This is a genomic window from Caulobacter sp. GW821-FHT09A05, assembly GCF_059418465.1.
In genome coordinates this window covers 75,125-90,269 of sequence record NZ_JBWKPX010000005.1, presented here as the reverse complement: position 1 = coordinate 90,269, position 15,145 = coordinate 75,125, and the positions used below count along the sequence as shown (strand labels likewise).

11 protein-coding genes are annotated in these 15,145 nt (G+C 71.3%); 2 read left to right on the top strand and 9 right to left on the bottom strand.

The window, feature by feature from the left end:
- Positions 1-11: 11 nt before the first annotated feature.
- The 4 genes from AC07NX_RS06400 to AC07NX_RS06385 form a co-directional block, all read right to left on the bottom strand.
- Positions 12-749: an SGNH/GDSL hydrolase family protein gene (locus AC07NX_RS06400; protein ID WP_494640156.1), complete on the bottom strand. Its 738-nt coding sequence runs from the start codon at positions 747-749 to the stop codon at positions 12-14.
- Positions 749-4,192, bottom strand: coding sequence for a glycosyl hydrolase 2 galactose-binding domain-containing protein (locus AC07NX_RS06395; RefSeq protein WP_494640153.1), 3,444 nt, complete (start codon positions 4,190-4,192; stop codon positions 749-751). Before AC07NX_RS06395 ends, AC07NX_RS06400 begins: the two co-directional genes overlap by 1 nt.
- 89 nt (positions 4,193-4,281) lie before the next feature.
- A complete protein-coding gene (locus AC07NX_RS06390; RefSeq protein ID WP_494640151.1) occupies positions 4,282-5,790 on the bottom strand; it encodes a carboxylesterase/lipase family protein in 1,509 nt (502 codons plus the stop codon).
- Entirely contained in the window at positions 5,777-6,700 is a 924-nt protein-coding gene (locus AC07NX_RS06385; RefSeq protein WP_494640149.1) for an ROK family protein, read from the bottom strand. The genes AC07NX_RS06390 and AC07NX_RS06385 overlap by 14 nt, the downstream gene beginning before the upstream one ends.
- 177 nt (positions 6,701-6,877) lie before the next feature.
- On the opposite strand from AC07NX_RS06385, the gene AC07NX_RS06380 reads away from it, so the two are divergent.
- Complete coding sequence (locus tag AC07NX_RS06380) at positions 6,878-8,101, top strand: ROK family transcriptional regulator (protein ID WP_494640147.1); 1,224 nt, start codon at positions 6,878-6,880, stop codon at positions 8,099-8,101.
- 24 nt (positions 8,102-8,125) lie between these two features.
- On the opposite strand, the gene AC07NX_RS06375 is transcribed toward AC07NX_RS06380, so the two are convergent.
- Together AC07NX_RS06375 and AC07NX_RS06370 are read right to left on the bottom strand one after the other, a co-directional pair.
- A complete protein-coding gene (locus tag AC07NX_RS06375; RefSeq protein ID WP_494640144.1) occupies positions 8,126-9,160 on the bottom strand; it encodes an aldo/keto reductase in 1,035 nt (344 codons plus the stop codon).
- Positions 9,161-9,200: 40 nt separating this feature from the next.
- On the bottom strand, positions 9,201-10,364 hold the full coding sequence (locus AC07NX_RS06370) for an MFS transporter (RefSeq protein ID WP_494640142.1): 1,164 nt from the start codon (positions 10,362-10,364) through the stop codon (positions 9,201-9,203).
- A gap of 100 nt (positions 10,365-10,464) precedes the next feature.
- On the opposite strand from AC07NX_RS06370, the gene AC07NX_RS06365 reads away from it, so the two are divergent.
- Complete coding sequence (locus AC07NX_RS06365) at positions 10,465-11,391, top strand: LysR family transcriptional regulator (protein WP_494640140.1); 927 nt, start codon at positions 10,465-10,467, stop codon at positions 11,389-11,391.
- Between the two features lies 1 nt (position 11,392).
- Here the strand turns inward: AC07NX_RS06365 and AC07NX_RS06360 are convergent, their stop codons facing one another.
- The 3 genes from AC07NX_RS06360 to AC07NX_RS06350 all read right to left on the bottom strand — a co-directional run bounded on the left by AC07NX_RS06360 (position 11,393) and on the right by AC07NX_RS06350 (position 15,030).
- Complete coding sequence (locus AC07NX_RS06360) at positions 11,393-12,313, bottom strand: alpha/beta fold hydrolase (RefSeq protein ID WP_494640138.1); 921 nt, start codon at positions 12,311-12,313, stop codon at positions 11,393-11,395.
- A gap of 117 nt (positions 12,314-12,430) precedes the next feature.
- A complete protein-coding gene (locus AC07NX_RS06355; protein ID WP_494640136.1) occupies positions 12,431-13,297 on the bottom strand; it encodes a dienelactone hydrolase family protein in 867 nt (288 codons plus the stop codon).
- Between the two features lie 101 nt (positions 13,298-13,398).
- Positions 13,399-15,030: an alkaline phosphatase D family protein gene (locus tag AC07NX_RS06350; RefSeq protein ID WP_494640134.1), complete on the bottom strand. Its 1,632-nt coding sequence runs from the start codon at positions 15,028-15,030 to the stop codon at positions 13,399-13,401.
- Positions 15,031-15,145: the final 115 nt, after the last annotated feature.

Here is a 15,145-nt window from a genome sequence, read left to right as displayed (position 1 = left end):
CGGCTTTCAGGTCACTTGGCGGCCAGGGCCGAGGCGACGGCGGCCAGGGTCACCGGCTCGATGACGGCGTAGCCTTCGCGGGTCGGATGGACCCCGTCATAGGCCAGGCCCGGCTTCATGCCGCCCGTCCCGTCGTCCAGCACCCGGGTGTAGTCGGCCAGCACCGCGCCGCGCTCGGCCGCATAGGCCGTCAGCCAGGCGTTCAGCGTTCGGACCTTGGCCACGGGCCCCAGGCCCGGCCGCCAGGGAAAATCCAAAGCCGGCATCACGGTCGCCAGGATCACGGCGATCCCGCTGGCCTGGGCCAGGGTGGTCATGGCCTGGAGATTGGCCTGGGTGGCGGCCAGGTCGTAGGGCCCGGCGTTCTGGGCGATGTCGTTGATCCCGGCCAGGATGTGCACGGCGGCCGGCTTCAGGGCCACCACGTCGGGCCAGAACCGCACCAGCATCTGGGCCGTCACCTGACCGCCGATGCCGCGGCCGAGAAAGCCGTTGTCGGTGAAGAAGGCCGGATTGGCGTCGCGCCAGCCCTGGGTGATCGAATCGCCGATGAACACCACCCGCCGCCGCTCCGCCGGCAGATCGCGGTCGACAGCGTTCTCGGCGGCGTAGCGCTGCAGGAACGGCCAGTCGGTGCGCAGCCGCAGGTCCTCCGGGCTCGGGGCCGGCGGAGCCGCGACGGTCTGGGCCAGGGCCAGGCCGGGGGCGGCGGCAAGTCCGCCCGCCAGCAGGGTGCGACGATCCAGCATCAACGTACCTCCGTCTTGGCGGGGATCAGGTTCCAGCCCCGCAGTTCGACCCGCGCGCCCGCCTTCGCCGCGCCCGGATAGCGAATCTCCACCGTCCGGCGCTCGCCCGGCAGCAGCGACACATAGTTGTCCGCATAGTAGGCGGGCAAGACCCGCGCGCCCTTGGCGTCGACCAGGGTCAGCTTGCCGTTCAGGGCCGGGGCCGCGCCGGTGTTGGCCAGGGTCACGGTGACCACCGTCTCGGCGCCCGCCTTGCCGCCGGTGGCCGTGATCGACACAGGCTGGGGCGCCATGGCCGACAGCTCGCGCTCGCCCTGCGCGTCGCGCGCCACCCAGTAGAGATTGCTCGACAGCGGCGCGCCGTCGGCCGCGGCCAGGTCCAGCCGGACCACCACCGCGCCCTGCGCCAACGGGCCGGACAGGTCCAGCACCTCGCCCAGCATCACGCCGTTGGCGGGCGCGTCGATCTTCGAGGTCCGATCGGCCAGCGGCTTGCCGTCCAGGCCCACGACCCGCGCGCGCAGGCTGGCGCCGGCGATCGGCGCAAGGCCGTTGTTGACCACGGCCAGCCGGTGATCGGCCAGGCTCATCTGCACATGGACCGCCTCGGCCGCCTTCTGGGTCCCGTAATAGGCCGCGTGGGTGTCGTAGTCGTGGCTGAGGATCTGCCACATGGTCGAGGGCCAGGCCGGCTGGGTCATCCACAGCAGGCGGCCCGACGACTTGGTCCACAGCGCCTGGTTCATGCCCTCGAAGATCGCCCGGTGGGTCTCGTAGTTCATCAGCTGGGCCTTGCGCTCGAAGTCCTCGAGGCTGGTGGGCGGGCCCAGCTTGGCGGCCATGGCGTCCAGGAAGGTCTTGGTGTCCCCGTTCCCGGTCGGGTGCCAGTCGTGATAGGCCCAGACGTCGCTGATCGGCCAGCGGTCGGGGGCCGGCACGGCGGCCTCGAACGCCTCCAGGGTCGGGAACGAGGGCGTGCCCACCTCGACCGAGAAGCCCTTGGCGTGCTCGGTGAAGTAGGTCTCCGGCTCGCGGTAGTTATAGGGGCCGCTGTTCTGCAGGTTCACCCGGTTGGAGCTGCCGGTGTACCAGCGCGTGCCGTCCAGCTCGTGGACCAGGGCCTCCAGGCCCTCGTTGAGAATCGGCTGCGGCACCCCCTCGTTGCGGCCGAACCACAGGGCGATCGAAGGGTGGTTGCGGTAGCGGCTGATCACGTCGGCCGCGTTCTTCAGGAACAGCGGAACATCCTGCGGCTCCAGCTGGAAGTCCTGGGTCGAGGCCCAGAAGTCGTTCAGCACCAGCAGGCCGTACTCGTCGGCCAGGTCGTAGAAGACATCCTCGGTGTTCTGGCCCACCCAGTTGCGGATGGTGTTGAGGTGGGCGTCCTTGTGCAGGCGGAAATAGGGCTCCAGCCGCTCGCGCGACACCCGCTTGCGCCAGTCGTCCGTGCCCCAGTTGCCGCCGCGCGCGGCGATCTTCACGCCGTTGACCTTGATCACGAGATAGGGCGTCAGGCCGGTGTCGGGCGCGTCGCGGACCGCCGGGGACGTTTCGCCGACCTTTGTCAGGGAGGTCGCCCAGCCGTCGGTCACCTTGCGGATGCCTTCGTGGCTACCGTCGGTGATATCCTGGCCCAGCTGGCGGGCCTTGGCGTAGTCCACCTCGACCCGCCGCAGCTCGCCCCGCGAATCCATCAGCGACAGCTCGTAGGTCATCTGCCTCAGGCCGATGCGGCTGTCCTTCTGGTCGGAGACCTTGCCGTCCACCGAGGCCAGCAGGCGCAGGCCGTACAGGGTCTGGGCGCCGTAGCCGTTGGGCCACCAGAGCTTGGGATTCTTCACCGACAGCTGCGGGAAGTCGACGGGCTTGAACACCACCTCGCCCCGGCCCGGCGCCAGGCTGACGGTCTTCTCGACGGCGACGGTGTCGAAGGCGGCGCGGACCGTGGCCTGGACCGGGGCGTCGGTCAGGTTCTCGACCGGTACGGCGATCTCGACCTCGGCGACGCTGTCGTCCGCTTTCGGCAGGGTGGTGACCACGTGGCTGTCGCCGATCCGCACCGGACCGGTCGAGCGCAGCACCACGTCCTGCCACAGGCCGGTGTTGCGGTCGCGGACGCTGGGGATCCAGTCCCAGCCCTCGCTGGCGATGAAGGTCGGGCCGTCCAGGGCCTGCATGCCGCCGTTCTCGCCGACCCCGGCGGTCAGGGATTCCTCGTGCGCCAGGCCCGGATGCGGCGGCGGCGAGACCTTGACCGCGAGGGCGTTGGCCGCGCCGGGCCTCAGCTTGCCGGTGACGTCGAACTGGCCGCGGATGAAGGCGCCCTTCAGCTCGCCCAGCTTCTCGCCGTTCAGCCAGACCTCGGCGGCGTAGTTGATCCCCTTGAAGATCAGTTGCTGATGGCGGCCCTCCTGGCCGGCCGGGGCGACGAACTCGCTGCGGTACCAGTAGGCCTGCTTGTTCAGGCTCTCCGGAATGGCGGTGTTGTTCAGGCCGTAGTCCGGGTCCGGATAGACGCCGCGATCGACCAGGGTGGTCAGCACCGTGCCAGGCACCGTGGCCGCGTACCAGGCCTTGGCGTCGTAACCCGGACTTGACAGCGCTGTCTCGCCGTCGGCGACCTTCGGCGCCTCGGCCAGGGACCAGCGCTTCACGATCCAGGCCTCGGCGCCCTCCCGCGCGGGCGCGGCGACCAGAGCGGGGCCGGCATAGGGCGCGACGGCGACGGGCTTGGAGACCGGGGCCTTGCTCTTGGGCCGCGTCCAGGCGTCCTGCGGCGAGACCTGGCCGTACATCTGGCGCACCTGCACCGGCCAGGCCGGGCTGCCGGATTCGTACACGGTCAGAAGGGGATCCGGCCGGGTCGCCGCCAGCGCCTTGACCGCCGCGGGGCTCAGGGCCGAGCCCTGGGCCGTGAAGCCCGCCACCTTGCCGCCGAACGGCGCCGCGCCGGTCAGCTTGCGCGGGCCCAGCTGGACGGTGGCGGCCGAGGCGACCGCCGTCGCCGGCCCTTCGGCGACCTTGGTCCCGTCGACATAGAGCGCCACCGTCTTTCCGTCCGACACCGCCGCCACGTGGCTCCAGCTTCCTGGCTTCAGCACCGCCAAGCCCTTCACGGTCGACGATCCGGCCCAGACGGCCGGCGCGCCGTCTTCCAGTCCGATGAACCGGCCGCCGTTCGCCGGATCGCCGATCCCGGCCGCCACCACCCGCCCGGCCGACGCGACGGCCGGCGAGATCCAGGCCTGCAGCGACCACGGCCCCTCGGCCGGCAGCGGCGCGCCGGCCAGCGGCTTGGCCAGGCCGTCGCCGCCGCGCGGCAGGTCGGCGTTGTAGGGTCCGTGGACGGAGGGGGTCTGGGCTGCGGCCGGCAGGACGGCCAGGGCGGCGCAGGCGGCCAGCAGCGACAGGCGGGATATCCGTCGGGCGAACTTGGTGGTCATGTCTTCCTCCTCGGTCCGGCCTCTTCGGGCCGTGCTTGTCTTCAGGTCGTGCTTGTCTTCAGGCCAAGCCTGTCTTCAGGAACGCGTCGTCAAGGTCGGGGCAGCAGGCGGCAGAACGCGCCGCGGTCGTCTCTCATAAGCTGGGGTCCGGACGGGGTGAAGCTGATCGCCTCGGCCGCCGCCGTCTGGGCGGGCCAAGGCGCCAGACCCGAGCCGTTCGGATCGCCCGCGCGGGCGAAATTGACCCAATAGGCCTGCAGCCGAGGCCAGGTCGCCGGGGTCGCGCCCATGGGCGGCGTGTCGAAGACGAACGGCAGCTCCGAGCCGTGGCGCACCGGCCCCGAGCCCGGCGCGGCGACGGCCAGTTCGTAGCGCCAGACCCGCTGGCCCGCCGCGACGTGTCGGGCCGCCACCCAGGTCGCGGGACAGCGGAAGCCGGTGTCGGCGGCGATCTGGTCGGCGGTCTCGTCCGAAACCGAGCCCTGGGCGGCGATCCCATAGAGCCGCAGCGCCTTGTCGGGGTCGCGCGCGTTGGCCTTCACCCAGGCGGCGGCGTTGGCCGCGCCGCCGTGCAGCGGCAGTTCGCGCGCGCTATTGCCGAGGATCAGCGGCACGCGGGCCTGCCGGCCGGCGGCCAGGGTCGTGGCCGGCGTCTCGCGGATCACCGCCCCGTCGACCACCGCCTGCAGCCAGATGAAGCCGTCGTCGGCGATCGGCGGCTTCAGCCCCTCGGCGGCGTCGAGCACGGCCTGGCCCGAGGCGGCGCGCAATCCGGCCAGATCCCTGACGCCCAGCGCCCGGCCCAGATCCCGTCCCAGCGCCTCGTTCTCGGCCAGGGATCGCGGCGGCAGGCCGAAACCCGCCGTACCGCTCTGTTCGATGGCCTTGTGGAACAGGCCGCGGGTCTCCGGGGCCAGCATCAGCAGCCCCACGTCCTGGCCGCCGGCCGAATGGCCGAACAGCGTTACATTGCCAGGATCGCCGCCGAACCGGGCGATGTTGTCGCGCACCCAGCGCAGGGCGGCGATCTGGTCCATCAGGGCGTAGTTGCCGGAGGCCCCGCGACCCTCGGCGGTCAGGCCGGGATGCGACAGGAAGCCGAAGGCGCCCAGCCGGTACTGGATCGACACCAGCACCACGCCCTGGTCGACCAGGCTCGACTCGACCGTGCCCCGCGCCGACCCGGCCCGGTTGGCCCCGCCATGGATCCAGACCATGACCGGCAGGAGCCTGGCCGGCTTCAGCGCCGGCGTGCGGACGTCGAGATAGAGGCAATCTTCCCGGCTGTCGGCGGCGTCCTTGGCGTTCCAGTCATAGGACCGCTGCAGGCAGGGCGAACCCGAAACCATCGCCTCGCGGGTCCCGCTCCAGGCCGCGACGGGCGCCGGCGGCTTCCAGCGGCGGTCGGCGGTCGGCGGCGCGGCGAAGGGCACGCCGCGAAAGGCCGCCCCGGCGCCGCGCGCCTCGCCCCGGATCGTCCCGCCGGTGACGGTGACCTCGACGCTGTCGCCGGCGAAGGCCGGTCCCGCCGTCCCGAAGGCCAGCAGGGCGACCCAGAGGGCCAGGGGAGCGACGGCGCGGCGATCAGGCGGCGGCATGGGCCGCGGCCTCGGCCGGGGTCCAAAGGCGCGCGGCGCCGCGCACGCCCGACGAATCGCCCCACCGGGCTGGGGCCAGCCGCGCCCGCCAGCCGTCGGAAAAGACGTGGGGCTCGATGAAGGCCGGCAACCGTTCGTACAGTTCGCCGACGTTCGACAGGCCGCCGCCGAACACGAAGGCGTCGGGATCGACGATGTCGGCGATGACCGCCAGGCCGCGGCCCAGGCGGTCCAGATAGCGGTCGAAACTGATCACGGCCTCGGCGTCGCCGGCCCGGGCGGCGGCGATGATCTCTTCCCCGGCCATCGTCTGGCCGGTGCGCTGGGCGTGATCGCGACGGAAGCCGGTGCCCGAGATCCAGGTCTCCAGGCAGCCATTCCGGCCGCACCAACAGGCCGGACCCGGGGATTCTTCCGGCTTGGGCCAGGGAAGGGGCGTGTGACCCCATTCGCCGGCCAGGCCGTTGGCGCCCTCGACCAGCTTGCCGTCCACCGCCAGGCCGCCGCCGCAGCCGGTGCCGATGATCACCGCGAAGACCGCCGCCAGGCCCGCCGCCGCGCCGTCGACGGCTTCCGACAGGGCCAGGCAGTTGGCGTCGTTGGCCAGCCGCACCGGGCGGCCCAGGCCCGCTTCCAGGTCCTCGCGGAACCGGCGGCCGTTCAACCAGGTGGAGTTGGCGTTGCGCATCACGCCCGTGCGCGGCGACACCGAGCCCGGCGCGCCCACGCCGATCGAGCCGCGACCGCCGGCCTGCTGCTCGGCCTGGGCGATCAGGTCGCGGACCGTGGCGATGGCCGCGTCGTAGGATCCAGGATTGGGGGCCCGAACCCGGGCCAGGAACCGGCCGTCCGGCGACAGGGCGGCGGCCTCGATCTTCGTGCCGCCAAAATCAACGCCGACCTGAATCAAACCGCACTTCCTCCAGCCGTTCGCCGCCCTTTCAGACGTGCGCGACATGCGCTTCCAGCTTGCCTCATAGTCAGCAGCCCCGAATAAAGAAAGCAATTTAAATAATTCAACAGCAACGGCGCCGCTATCGCCACCGCCCGTCGCAATGCTACTAGAACGTTAGGTCGAGGTCATCGAATGCCGTCCTTGGAAGTGTCGCGAAAATCGAATCGGAAGCGCACCGCCGGCGCAAGCCTGTCGGGCGCCAATCTCGAGCGGGTGGGAGACCACAACCAGCGGGTCATCCTGCAGGCCATCCGGGTCAATGGTCCGATCACCCGCGTGACCCTGGCCCAGATCACCGGCCTGACGCCGCCGGCCGTGGCCAACATCACCAAGCGCCTGCTGGACGACGGCCTGATCGTGGAGGCGGGCCGGGTCCAGGGCGCGCGCGGCCAGCCCGCCATGAACCTGACGATCAATCCCGACGGCTGCCTGTCGATCGGCGTCAACATCGACCGCGACCACATCACCGTGGTCATGCTGGACCTGCTGGGGGCGGTGCGGGCCAGGGCCAGCAAGGAGATCGAATTCCCCCTGCCCGCCGACGTGGCCAAGTTCTGCAAGGCCCAGATCCACAGGATGCTGGAGACCTGGAAGGGCCAGCCGCCGCGCCTGTCGGGCATAGGCGTGGCCCTGCCCGACGACCTGGGGCGGGTGGACCTGCCGCACCGGCCCGAGAACTACGATGTCTGGAGCACCGCCGACATCGGCAAGCTGATGGCCGAGGTCCTGCCCCTGCCCGTGTTCCTGGAGAACGACGCCGCCGCCGCCGCCCTGGGCGAGCTGCAGTTCGGCCACGGCCTGCGCCGTCCCAGCTTCTTCTACGTCCTGGTCTCGTCGGGCCTGGGCGGCGGCCTGGTGATCGAGGGCGATTATTTCCGCGGCGCCCAGGGGCGCAGCGGCGAGATCGGCTTCCTGCCGGTCAACTCCCCGGAAACCCAGGCCCGCTCGCTGCAGGGGGTGGTGTCGCTGTCGGCGCTCTACGCCCATCTCGAGGCGGGCGGGATCACGGTCGGGCGTCCCGACCAGCTGATCGGCCTGCCGCCCGAGGGCGAGGCCATGGTCGAGGCGTGGGTCGACCTGTCGGCCAGGCTGCTGGTCCAGCCGTTCGTGGGGATCAGCTGCCTGGTCAATCCGGAAGCCATCTATGTGGGCGGACGACTGCCCACCGCCCTGCTCGACCGCCTGGTCGCGGCGGTCAACGCCCGCCTGGCGGCGATCCTGGACGTGCCCGCCCTGGCGCGCGTCGAGCGGGCCGCCACCTCGGCCGACGGCCCGGCGGTCGGGGCGGCCCTGCTGCCCTTCATGGCCCAGCTGCTGCCCTCCCGCGCCGCCCTGATGAAGACCGGCCAGGGCTGATCTTCCGTCTACGGATCATGAGCTCTAGACAGGCGGCGGATTGACCGTCTTGAAGCCGCCTTCGCGCCAGTAGGGATAGTGCGGATAGGGCGGGATCGCGGCGCTGGCGGCGTCGAGGCGCGCCACCTGCTCGGGCGTCAGGCTCCAGCCGACCGCGCCGAGGTTCTGGCGCAGCTGCGCCTCGTCGCGGGCCCCGACGATCACGCTGGACACCGTGGGGCGGCGCAGCAGCCAGTTGATGGCGATCTGCGGCAGGGTCTTGCCCGTCTCGGCGGCGATCGCGTCCAGGGCCTCGACCACGGCATGGAGCCGCTCGTCATCCACTGGCGGGCCGAAGTCGGCGGTCTGGTGCAGGCGGCTGACCGCCGGCAGCGGCTGGCCGCGGCGGATCTTGCCGGTCAGCCGGCCCCAGCCCAGCGGGCTCCAGACCAGGGCCCCGACGCCCTGGTCGAGACCCAGCGGCATCAGCTCGTGCTCGTAGTCCCGGCCGACCAGCGAGTAGTAGGCCTGGTGGGCGACGTAGCGCGGCCAGCCGTGCGCGTCGGCGACGGCCAGCGATTTCATCAACTGCCAGCCGGAGAAGTTCGAGGCGCCGACATAGAGCACCTTGCCGGCGCGGACGAGGTCGTCCAGGGCCGACAGCACCTCCTCCACCGGGGTGAAGGCGTCGAAGGCGTGCAGCTGCAGCAGGTCGATGCGGTCGGTGCGCAGGCGCTTCAGAGCGGCCTCCACGCCGCGGACCAGCCGCAGGCGCGAGGTCCCGGCGTCGAGCGGACCGTCGCCCACGGGCAGGCCCAACTTGGTCGAGATCAGGGCCTGGTCGCGCAGGCCTTCCAGGGCCGCGCCGAGGATCTCCTCCGAGGCGCCGCCGGAATAGACGTCGGCGGTGTCGAACAGGTTGACCCCGGCCTCCAGGCAGATCTCGATGATCCGCCGGGCCTGGGCGGCGTCGGTGTCGCCCCAGGCGCTGAACAACGGTCCCTGGCCGCCGAACGTGCCGGCGCCGAAGCTGAGCGCCGGGACGCGAAGGCCGGAACGGCCGAGCTGGCGGTATTCCATGAGGTTCTCCTTTTCATGCGGTCGAGACAGGCCCCGTTCGTCAGGCCGGCTCCAGGGCGCGGCGCTCGAGGGACAGGCTGAAGGCGGCCAGGGCCAGGGCCGAGAAAGGCACGGCCGCGGCGACCAGAGGTATGGCGGCCAGGCCCGGGCCGTGGGCGATCACCGCCCCGCCCAGCCAGGCCCCGAACGCGTTGCCCAGGTTGAAGGCGGCGATGTTCAGGCTGGAGGCCAGGCCCTGGCCCGCGCCGCCGGCTTGCGACAGCACCCGCATCTGCAACGGCGCGACGGTGGCGAAGGCGGCCGCCCCCAGGGCGAAGGCGGCGACGACCGCCCCGATCCGATCGCGGAAGCCGAAGGCCGAGGCGACCAGCACCAGGGTCAGGACGGCCAGGCTGCCCAGCAGGGCCGGGGCCAGGGCCTTGTCGGCCCAGCGGCCGCCGGCCAGGTTGCCGCCGACCAGGCCGGCGCCGAACACCAGCAGGATCGGCGAGACCGCCGCCTTCGAATAGCCGGCCAGCTCGGTCAGGATCGGCTGGATGTAGGTGAAGACCGCGAACACCCCGCCAAAGCCCAGCACGGTCATCAGGAGGCCCATCTGCACCTGCGGCCGGGCCAGAACGGCGAATTCCTCGCGCAGCGGAACCGGCTCGGCGATCACCTCTTCGCGCGGGACCAGGGCGGCCAGCACCGCGAAGGCGACCAGGCCGATCGCGCCCACCGCCCAGAAGGTGGCGCGCCAGCCGAAGGCCAGGCCCAGCCACGCGCCGAACGGCACGCCCAGCAGGGTGGCCAGGGTCAGGCCGGTGAACATGACGGCTATGGCCGAGGCCTTGCGCTCGGGCGCAACCAGGCTGACGGCGACCAGCGAGCCGACGCCGAAGAAGGTCCCGTGCGCCAGGGCGGTGACGATCCGCGCGGCCATCAGCAGGCCGTAGGTCGGGGCCAGGGCGGCGGCGATGTTGCCGATCGTGAAGATGGCCATCAGCACCAGCAAGGTGGTCTTGCGCGGCAGGCGGCGGGTGGCGACCGTCAGGATCGGGGCGCCGACGAACACGCCCAGGGCGTAGCCGGTCATCAGCAGGCCGGCCCGCGGGATCGAGACCCCGAGATCGAGCGAAACCTGCAGCAGCAGACCCATGATGACGAATTCGGTGACGCCGATCCCGAAGGCGCCGACGGTCAGGGCGTAGAGGGCGAGAGGCACGGCGAACGCTCCGGAAGGGTTTCGAGCCGCTGAGGTGGTCCCCGCCCATCCCATGAATTAGACTGTCGGAAAGACAGACATCTGTGAGTTCAAATCAAGAATGGCCAGGCTGGAAGTCAACCGCTCGGGCGAGATGGAGGCGTTCGCCCGGGTCGTGGAGCTGGGCGGCTTCTCGCCGGCGGCGCGGGCGCTGAGGATGACGCCCTCGGCGATCAGCAAGCTGGTCAGCCGGATGGAGGCGCGGCTGGGCGCGCGGCTGATCAACCGCTCGACCCGTAAGCTGACCCTGACGCCCGAGGGCGAACTGTTCCATGAACGGGCGCTGCGGGTCCTTGCGGACCTAGATGAGGCCGAAAGCGCGGTCGCCGCCAGCCAGGCGCCGCGCGGCCGGGTGCGGATCAATTCCAACGTGGCGTTCGGCCTGCATCATCTTCTGCCGCTGGTCCCGCGGTTCTCGGCGCTCTATCCGAAGGTGATCCTCGACATCGTGCTGAGCGACACGGTCGTCGACCTGATGGACGCCCGCACCGACCTGGCCATCCGCGTGGGTCCGCTACGCGCCTCGCAGCTGATGGCCCGCAAGCTGGGCGAAAGCGCCTCGGCCGTGGTCGCCTCACCCGCCTACCTGGCCCGCCATGGCGCGCCGCAAACGCCGCGCGACCTGGCCGCCCACAACTGCATCGGTTTCAACTTCGCCCGCCATTGCGACAAGTGGCCCTTCACGGACGGCGGCGAGCGGCTGTCCCTGCCAGTCCATGGCGACGCCACCTCGGGCGACGGCGAGACCTCGCGCCAGCTGGCCCTGGTCGGCCAGGGCCTGACCCGTCTGGCCCTTTTCCATGTCGGAGCCGACATCGCGGCTGGCCGGCTGGTCCCGGTGCTGGAGGCCTATAACCCCGGCGACGTCGAGGAGATCCACGCCGTCTATGTCGGCCACGGCGGCCAGTTGCCCAGCCGGGTGCGGGCGCTGATCGACTTCCTGGTCGCGGAGGTCGACCTGCACGGGCCGCCCGGCGCGAGGCTTTAGCCTAAAGCGGCTTGTCCAGGAAAGGCCGGACCAGGGCGATGGTCGCCTTCGGGTTCTCTTCCATGATCCAGTGGCCCGAGGCCGGCACCACGCCCTCGGTGACGTTGTCGGCCGCCGCGCGCATCACCGTGGCCATCATCGGGCCGAACGACTTCTCGCCGCCCAGGGCCAGCACCGGCATGGTCAGCCTGCCGTACCGGGCCAGCAAGGCCTTGTCGTCGACGGCGTCCTGGTCGAAGGCCGCGAACTGCGAAAAGCCGGCGTGCATGGCGCCCGGACGGGCGTAGAGCGCGGCGTAGTGGACCCGGGCGTCCTCGGTGAAATTGGCCGGATTGGCCGAGAATTCGTTCCAGAAGCGGTCCAGATAGATGCGCTCGCGGCCGGCGACCAGACGCTCCATGTCCGGCCCGCCGAACCGGAAGTGCCACAGCAGCGGATTCTTCAGGACCTCCTCCCACGGGCCGATCCCGGGCACCGGAGCGTCGATCAGCACCAGGCGCGTGACCCGCTTCTGGTTCTGCACCGCGAAGCTGTAGGCGACCATGTTGCCGATGTCGTGGGCGACGACATCGGCCTTGTCGATCTTCAGCGCGTCCAGCACGCCGGCCACGTCGCCCGCCTGGGTCTTCTTGTCGTAGCCGCCGGGCGCCCGGGCCGACAGGCCCATGCCCCGCAGGTCGGGGACCACCACGGTATGGTCTCGCGCCAGGTCGGCGGCCATCGGCGCCCACATGTCGCCGGTCTCGCCATAGCCGTGCAGCAGCACCACGGCCGGACCATGACCGCCCACCCGGACATGGATCGTCGTGCCGTTGGCGGCGATCTCCTGGATCCTGAACGCGGCGGGGAAGGCAGGCATTTCGGCGCGCGCCGCACCGGCGAACGCCAACATCGCGATCAGCCAAAGGACGAGGCGTTGCATGGCGGTCTCCCGAGGTTGAGGCTCCTCAACCTGAACCTCGGTCGCCGCCCGCTCTAGCAGGATACCGGCGAGACTAGCCGATTTCCGACACGGATCGGGTCTCCCGGCGTCCCCAAGTCAGGCCAGGGCCTTCTTGTACAGCGCCAGCAGTTCGGCCCAGGCCTTCTCGGCGGCGGGCTCGTCATAGACCTGGCTGCCCTTGACGGTCCAGCCGTGGGCCGCGCCCGCATAGACCTCGACCTTGGCCGGACGCTTGGCCGCGGCGAAGGCGGCCTTCAGCTTGTCCTTCACGGTCGGATCCTGCTTGTCGTCGTTGTCGGCGACGGCGATCAGGTAGTCGGCGTGGGTCTTGGGGATCAGAAGGTGGGGGCTGGTCGGCTGGTCGGTGACCAGTCCGCCGCCGTGGAAGCTGGCCACCGCGGCGATGCGCCCCGGGGCGACGGCCGCCGTGCGGAAGGCCAGGGGGCCGCCCATGCAGTAGCCCTGGACGCCGACCTTGCGGGCCTTGTTGGTCTGGGGCTGGGCGTCGAGGAAGGCGACATAGGCGACCGCGTCGCGGTCCGTGCCTTCCGGCGTGACGGTGGCGCGCAGCGGGGTCAGCTTGGCCCGGTCGTCGGGATTGGCGAAGTTGAACGTCCCCTCGATCACCGGCGCCTTCTTGGCCCGGTAATAGAGGTTGGGGACCAGCACCACGTAGCCGGCGGCGGCCAGGCGCTTGCCCATGTCGCGGAACACCGGCCGCAGGCTCATCACGTCGGGCCAGACCAGCACGGCCGGCCAGCGGCCCTTGCCTTGCGGATAGAACAGGGCCGCGTCGGCCACGCCGTCGGGCGTCTTGATCTCGACGTCCTTCTCGACCACCGGGCTCTGGGCGCCGGCGGCGGTCGCGGCCAAGCCGCCCAGGGCGGCGGCGGCCAGGCCGAACGTCCGGCGCGACAGGCGGGGATCGTGGACCAGACCCGGGTGGATATCGTCGTCACACATGCGAGCAGTCTCCGTCGAGGCGGCAGGGTGCGAGCCCTCGTGGCGCGCACCTTACCGCATGGCCCCGGTCCGGGAAGGTCCCGGCGACGAACATCCGCAGCCTAGGCGGCGAAGACCCTCCGTCCCCGGTCGACGTGCAGGCGATGCGAGCCCGCGATCGTGGTGTCGCGGGCCTTGATGGTCCGCAGGAACAGCCACTCGCCCGTCAGGCGCTGCGGCGTCACCTCGATCATCATGTAGCCGCGCTGGCTGGTGTCGGCCCATTTCAGCTCGGGATTGGCGGCCATGAAGCCCTGAGCGACCCGCCTGGGGTCGGCGCCGAAGTCGCCCTCGGCCCCGCTCGAGGTGACGCTGTGGCCGGCGAACTCGACGCCGGCGGGACGGCCCTCCTCGCTCAGCGCATAGGCCCAGGCGTTGTGGCTGTCGCCCGACAGCATCACCAGGTCGGCGTCGGCGGCCTGGGCGGCCCGCAGCAGCCGCGAGCGCGCCGCCGGATAGCCGTCCCAGCGGTCCATCCACATCGGCAGGTCCAGCTTGGCGGCGCGGATGTTGTTCCGGTAGCCGGCGACCTTGCGTTCGCTCACCTCTGGCCGCAGCCAGTCGAGCGCCTCGCGCGGCATCACCGTCCGCCCCAGGATCGTGCCCATGCCGACCATCTGCCAGGTGGCGGCGCGGGCATTGGTTTTCAGCTGGTGGGCCAGCCAGCTTTCCTGGGTCGAGCCGAGCATGGTCGCCGAGGGATCCCGCCAGGGTCTGTCGCGGAAGGCCTTCAGCGCCGCGTCGGGATCTTCCGCCCGGAAGGCGGCGCCGATGTCGGCCGGCCGGGTGCGGCCCAGGAGGCGGGATTCGGTGCGATAGAGCGTGGCCAGCGCGCCGATCGGATAGGCCTTCCACGGCTCGTCCGACACCGGCATCCACTCGCGATAGACCTGCATGGCGGCGGCGCGGCGCAGGTTCCAGTCGCCTTCGGTCGCCGACTGGTGGTTCTGCGCCCCGCCTTCCCAGCTGTCGTTGGCGGACTCGTGGTCGTCCCAGAAGGCGACCATCGGGGCCATCTGGTGCAGGCGCTGCAGGTCGGGATCGGCGCGATAGCAGGCGTAGCGCAGGCGATAGTCCTGGATCGTCAGGATCTCGTTCGCCGGCTGCAGGCTGCGCCCGACGGCCCAGTCGCCGTCGCGGATCGAGGCCGGACCGTATTCGTAGATGTAGTCGCCGGTGTGCAGCCACAGGTCCAGGTCCGACCGGGCCGCCGCGTGGGCGTAGGCGTTGAACAGGCCGACCGGCAGGTTCGAGCACGAGAAGACGCCCAGGCCGAACCGGGGGACGTCGCCGACGGGCAGGGTCTTGGTCCGGCCGACCGGGGACCGGCTCCCGTCCGGCGCCACGAACCGATACCAGTAGACGGTTCCCGGCTTCAGGCCGTCGACTGTGACCTTCGCGGTCCAGTCGCGATAGGCGCCGGTGCGCACGACGCCGCCGGCGGCGACCTTGGTGAACTCCGGGTCCAGCGCCATCTCGACGTCGAGCCGGACCACGTTGTCGCCGGTCGCCGGGACGTAACGGGTCCATAGCAGCATGACGTCCGGACCCGGCTCGCCGCTGGCCACGTTGTGGGTGAAGCCCGTGCCCCCCAGCACCTCGGCGGCGAGGCTTCGCCCGGCCGAAAGGCCCAGGGCGCCCAGTCCGAGCCCGGCGCCGAGGACGAGACTGCGACGATCGATGTTCAGGACCATGACGGCCTCCGTGAACTGATGGTTTTGGAGAGAAGGCGGCCGCGCACGCCGCTTCGTCGGGCGCGCGCGGCCAGGCCGGCGCCGACGGCGGGGAGAACCGCCGGCGCCAGCGTCC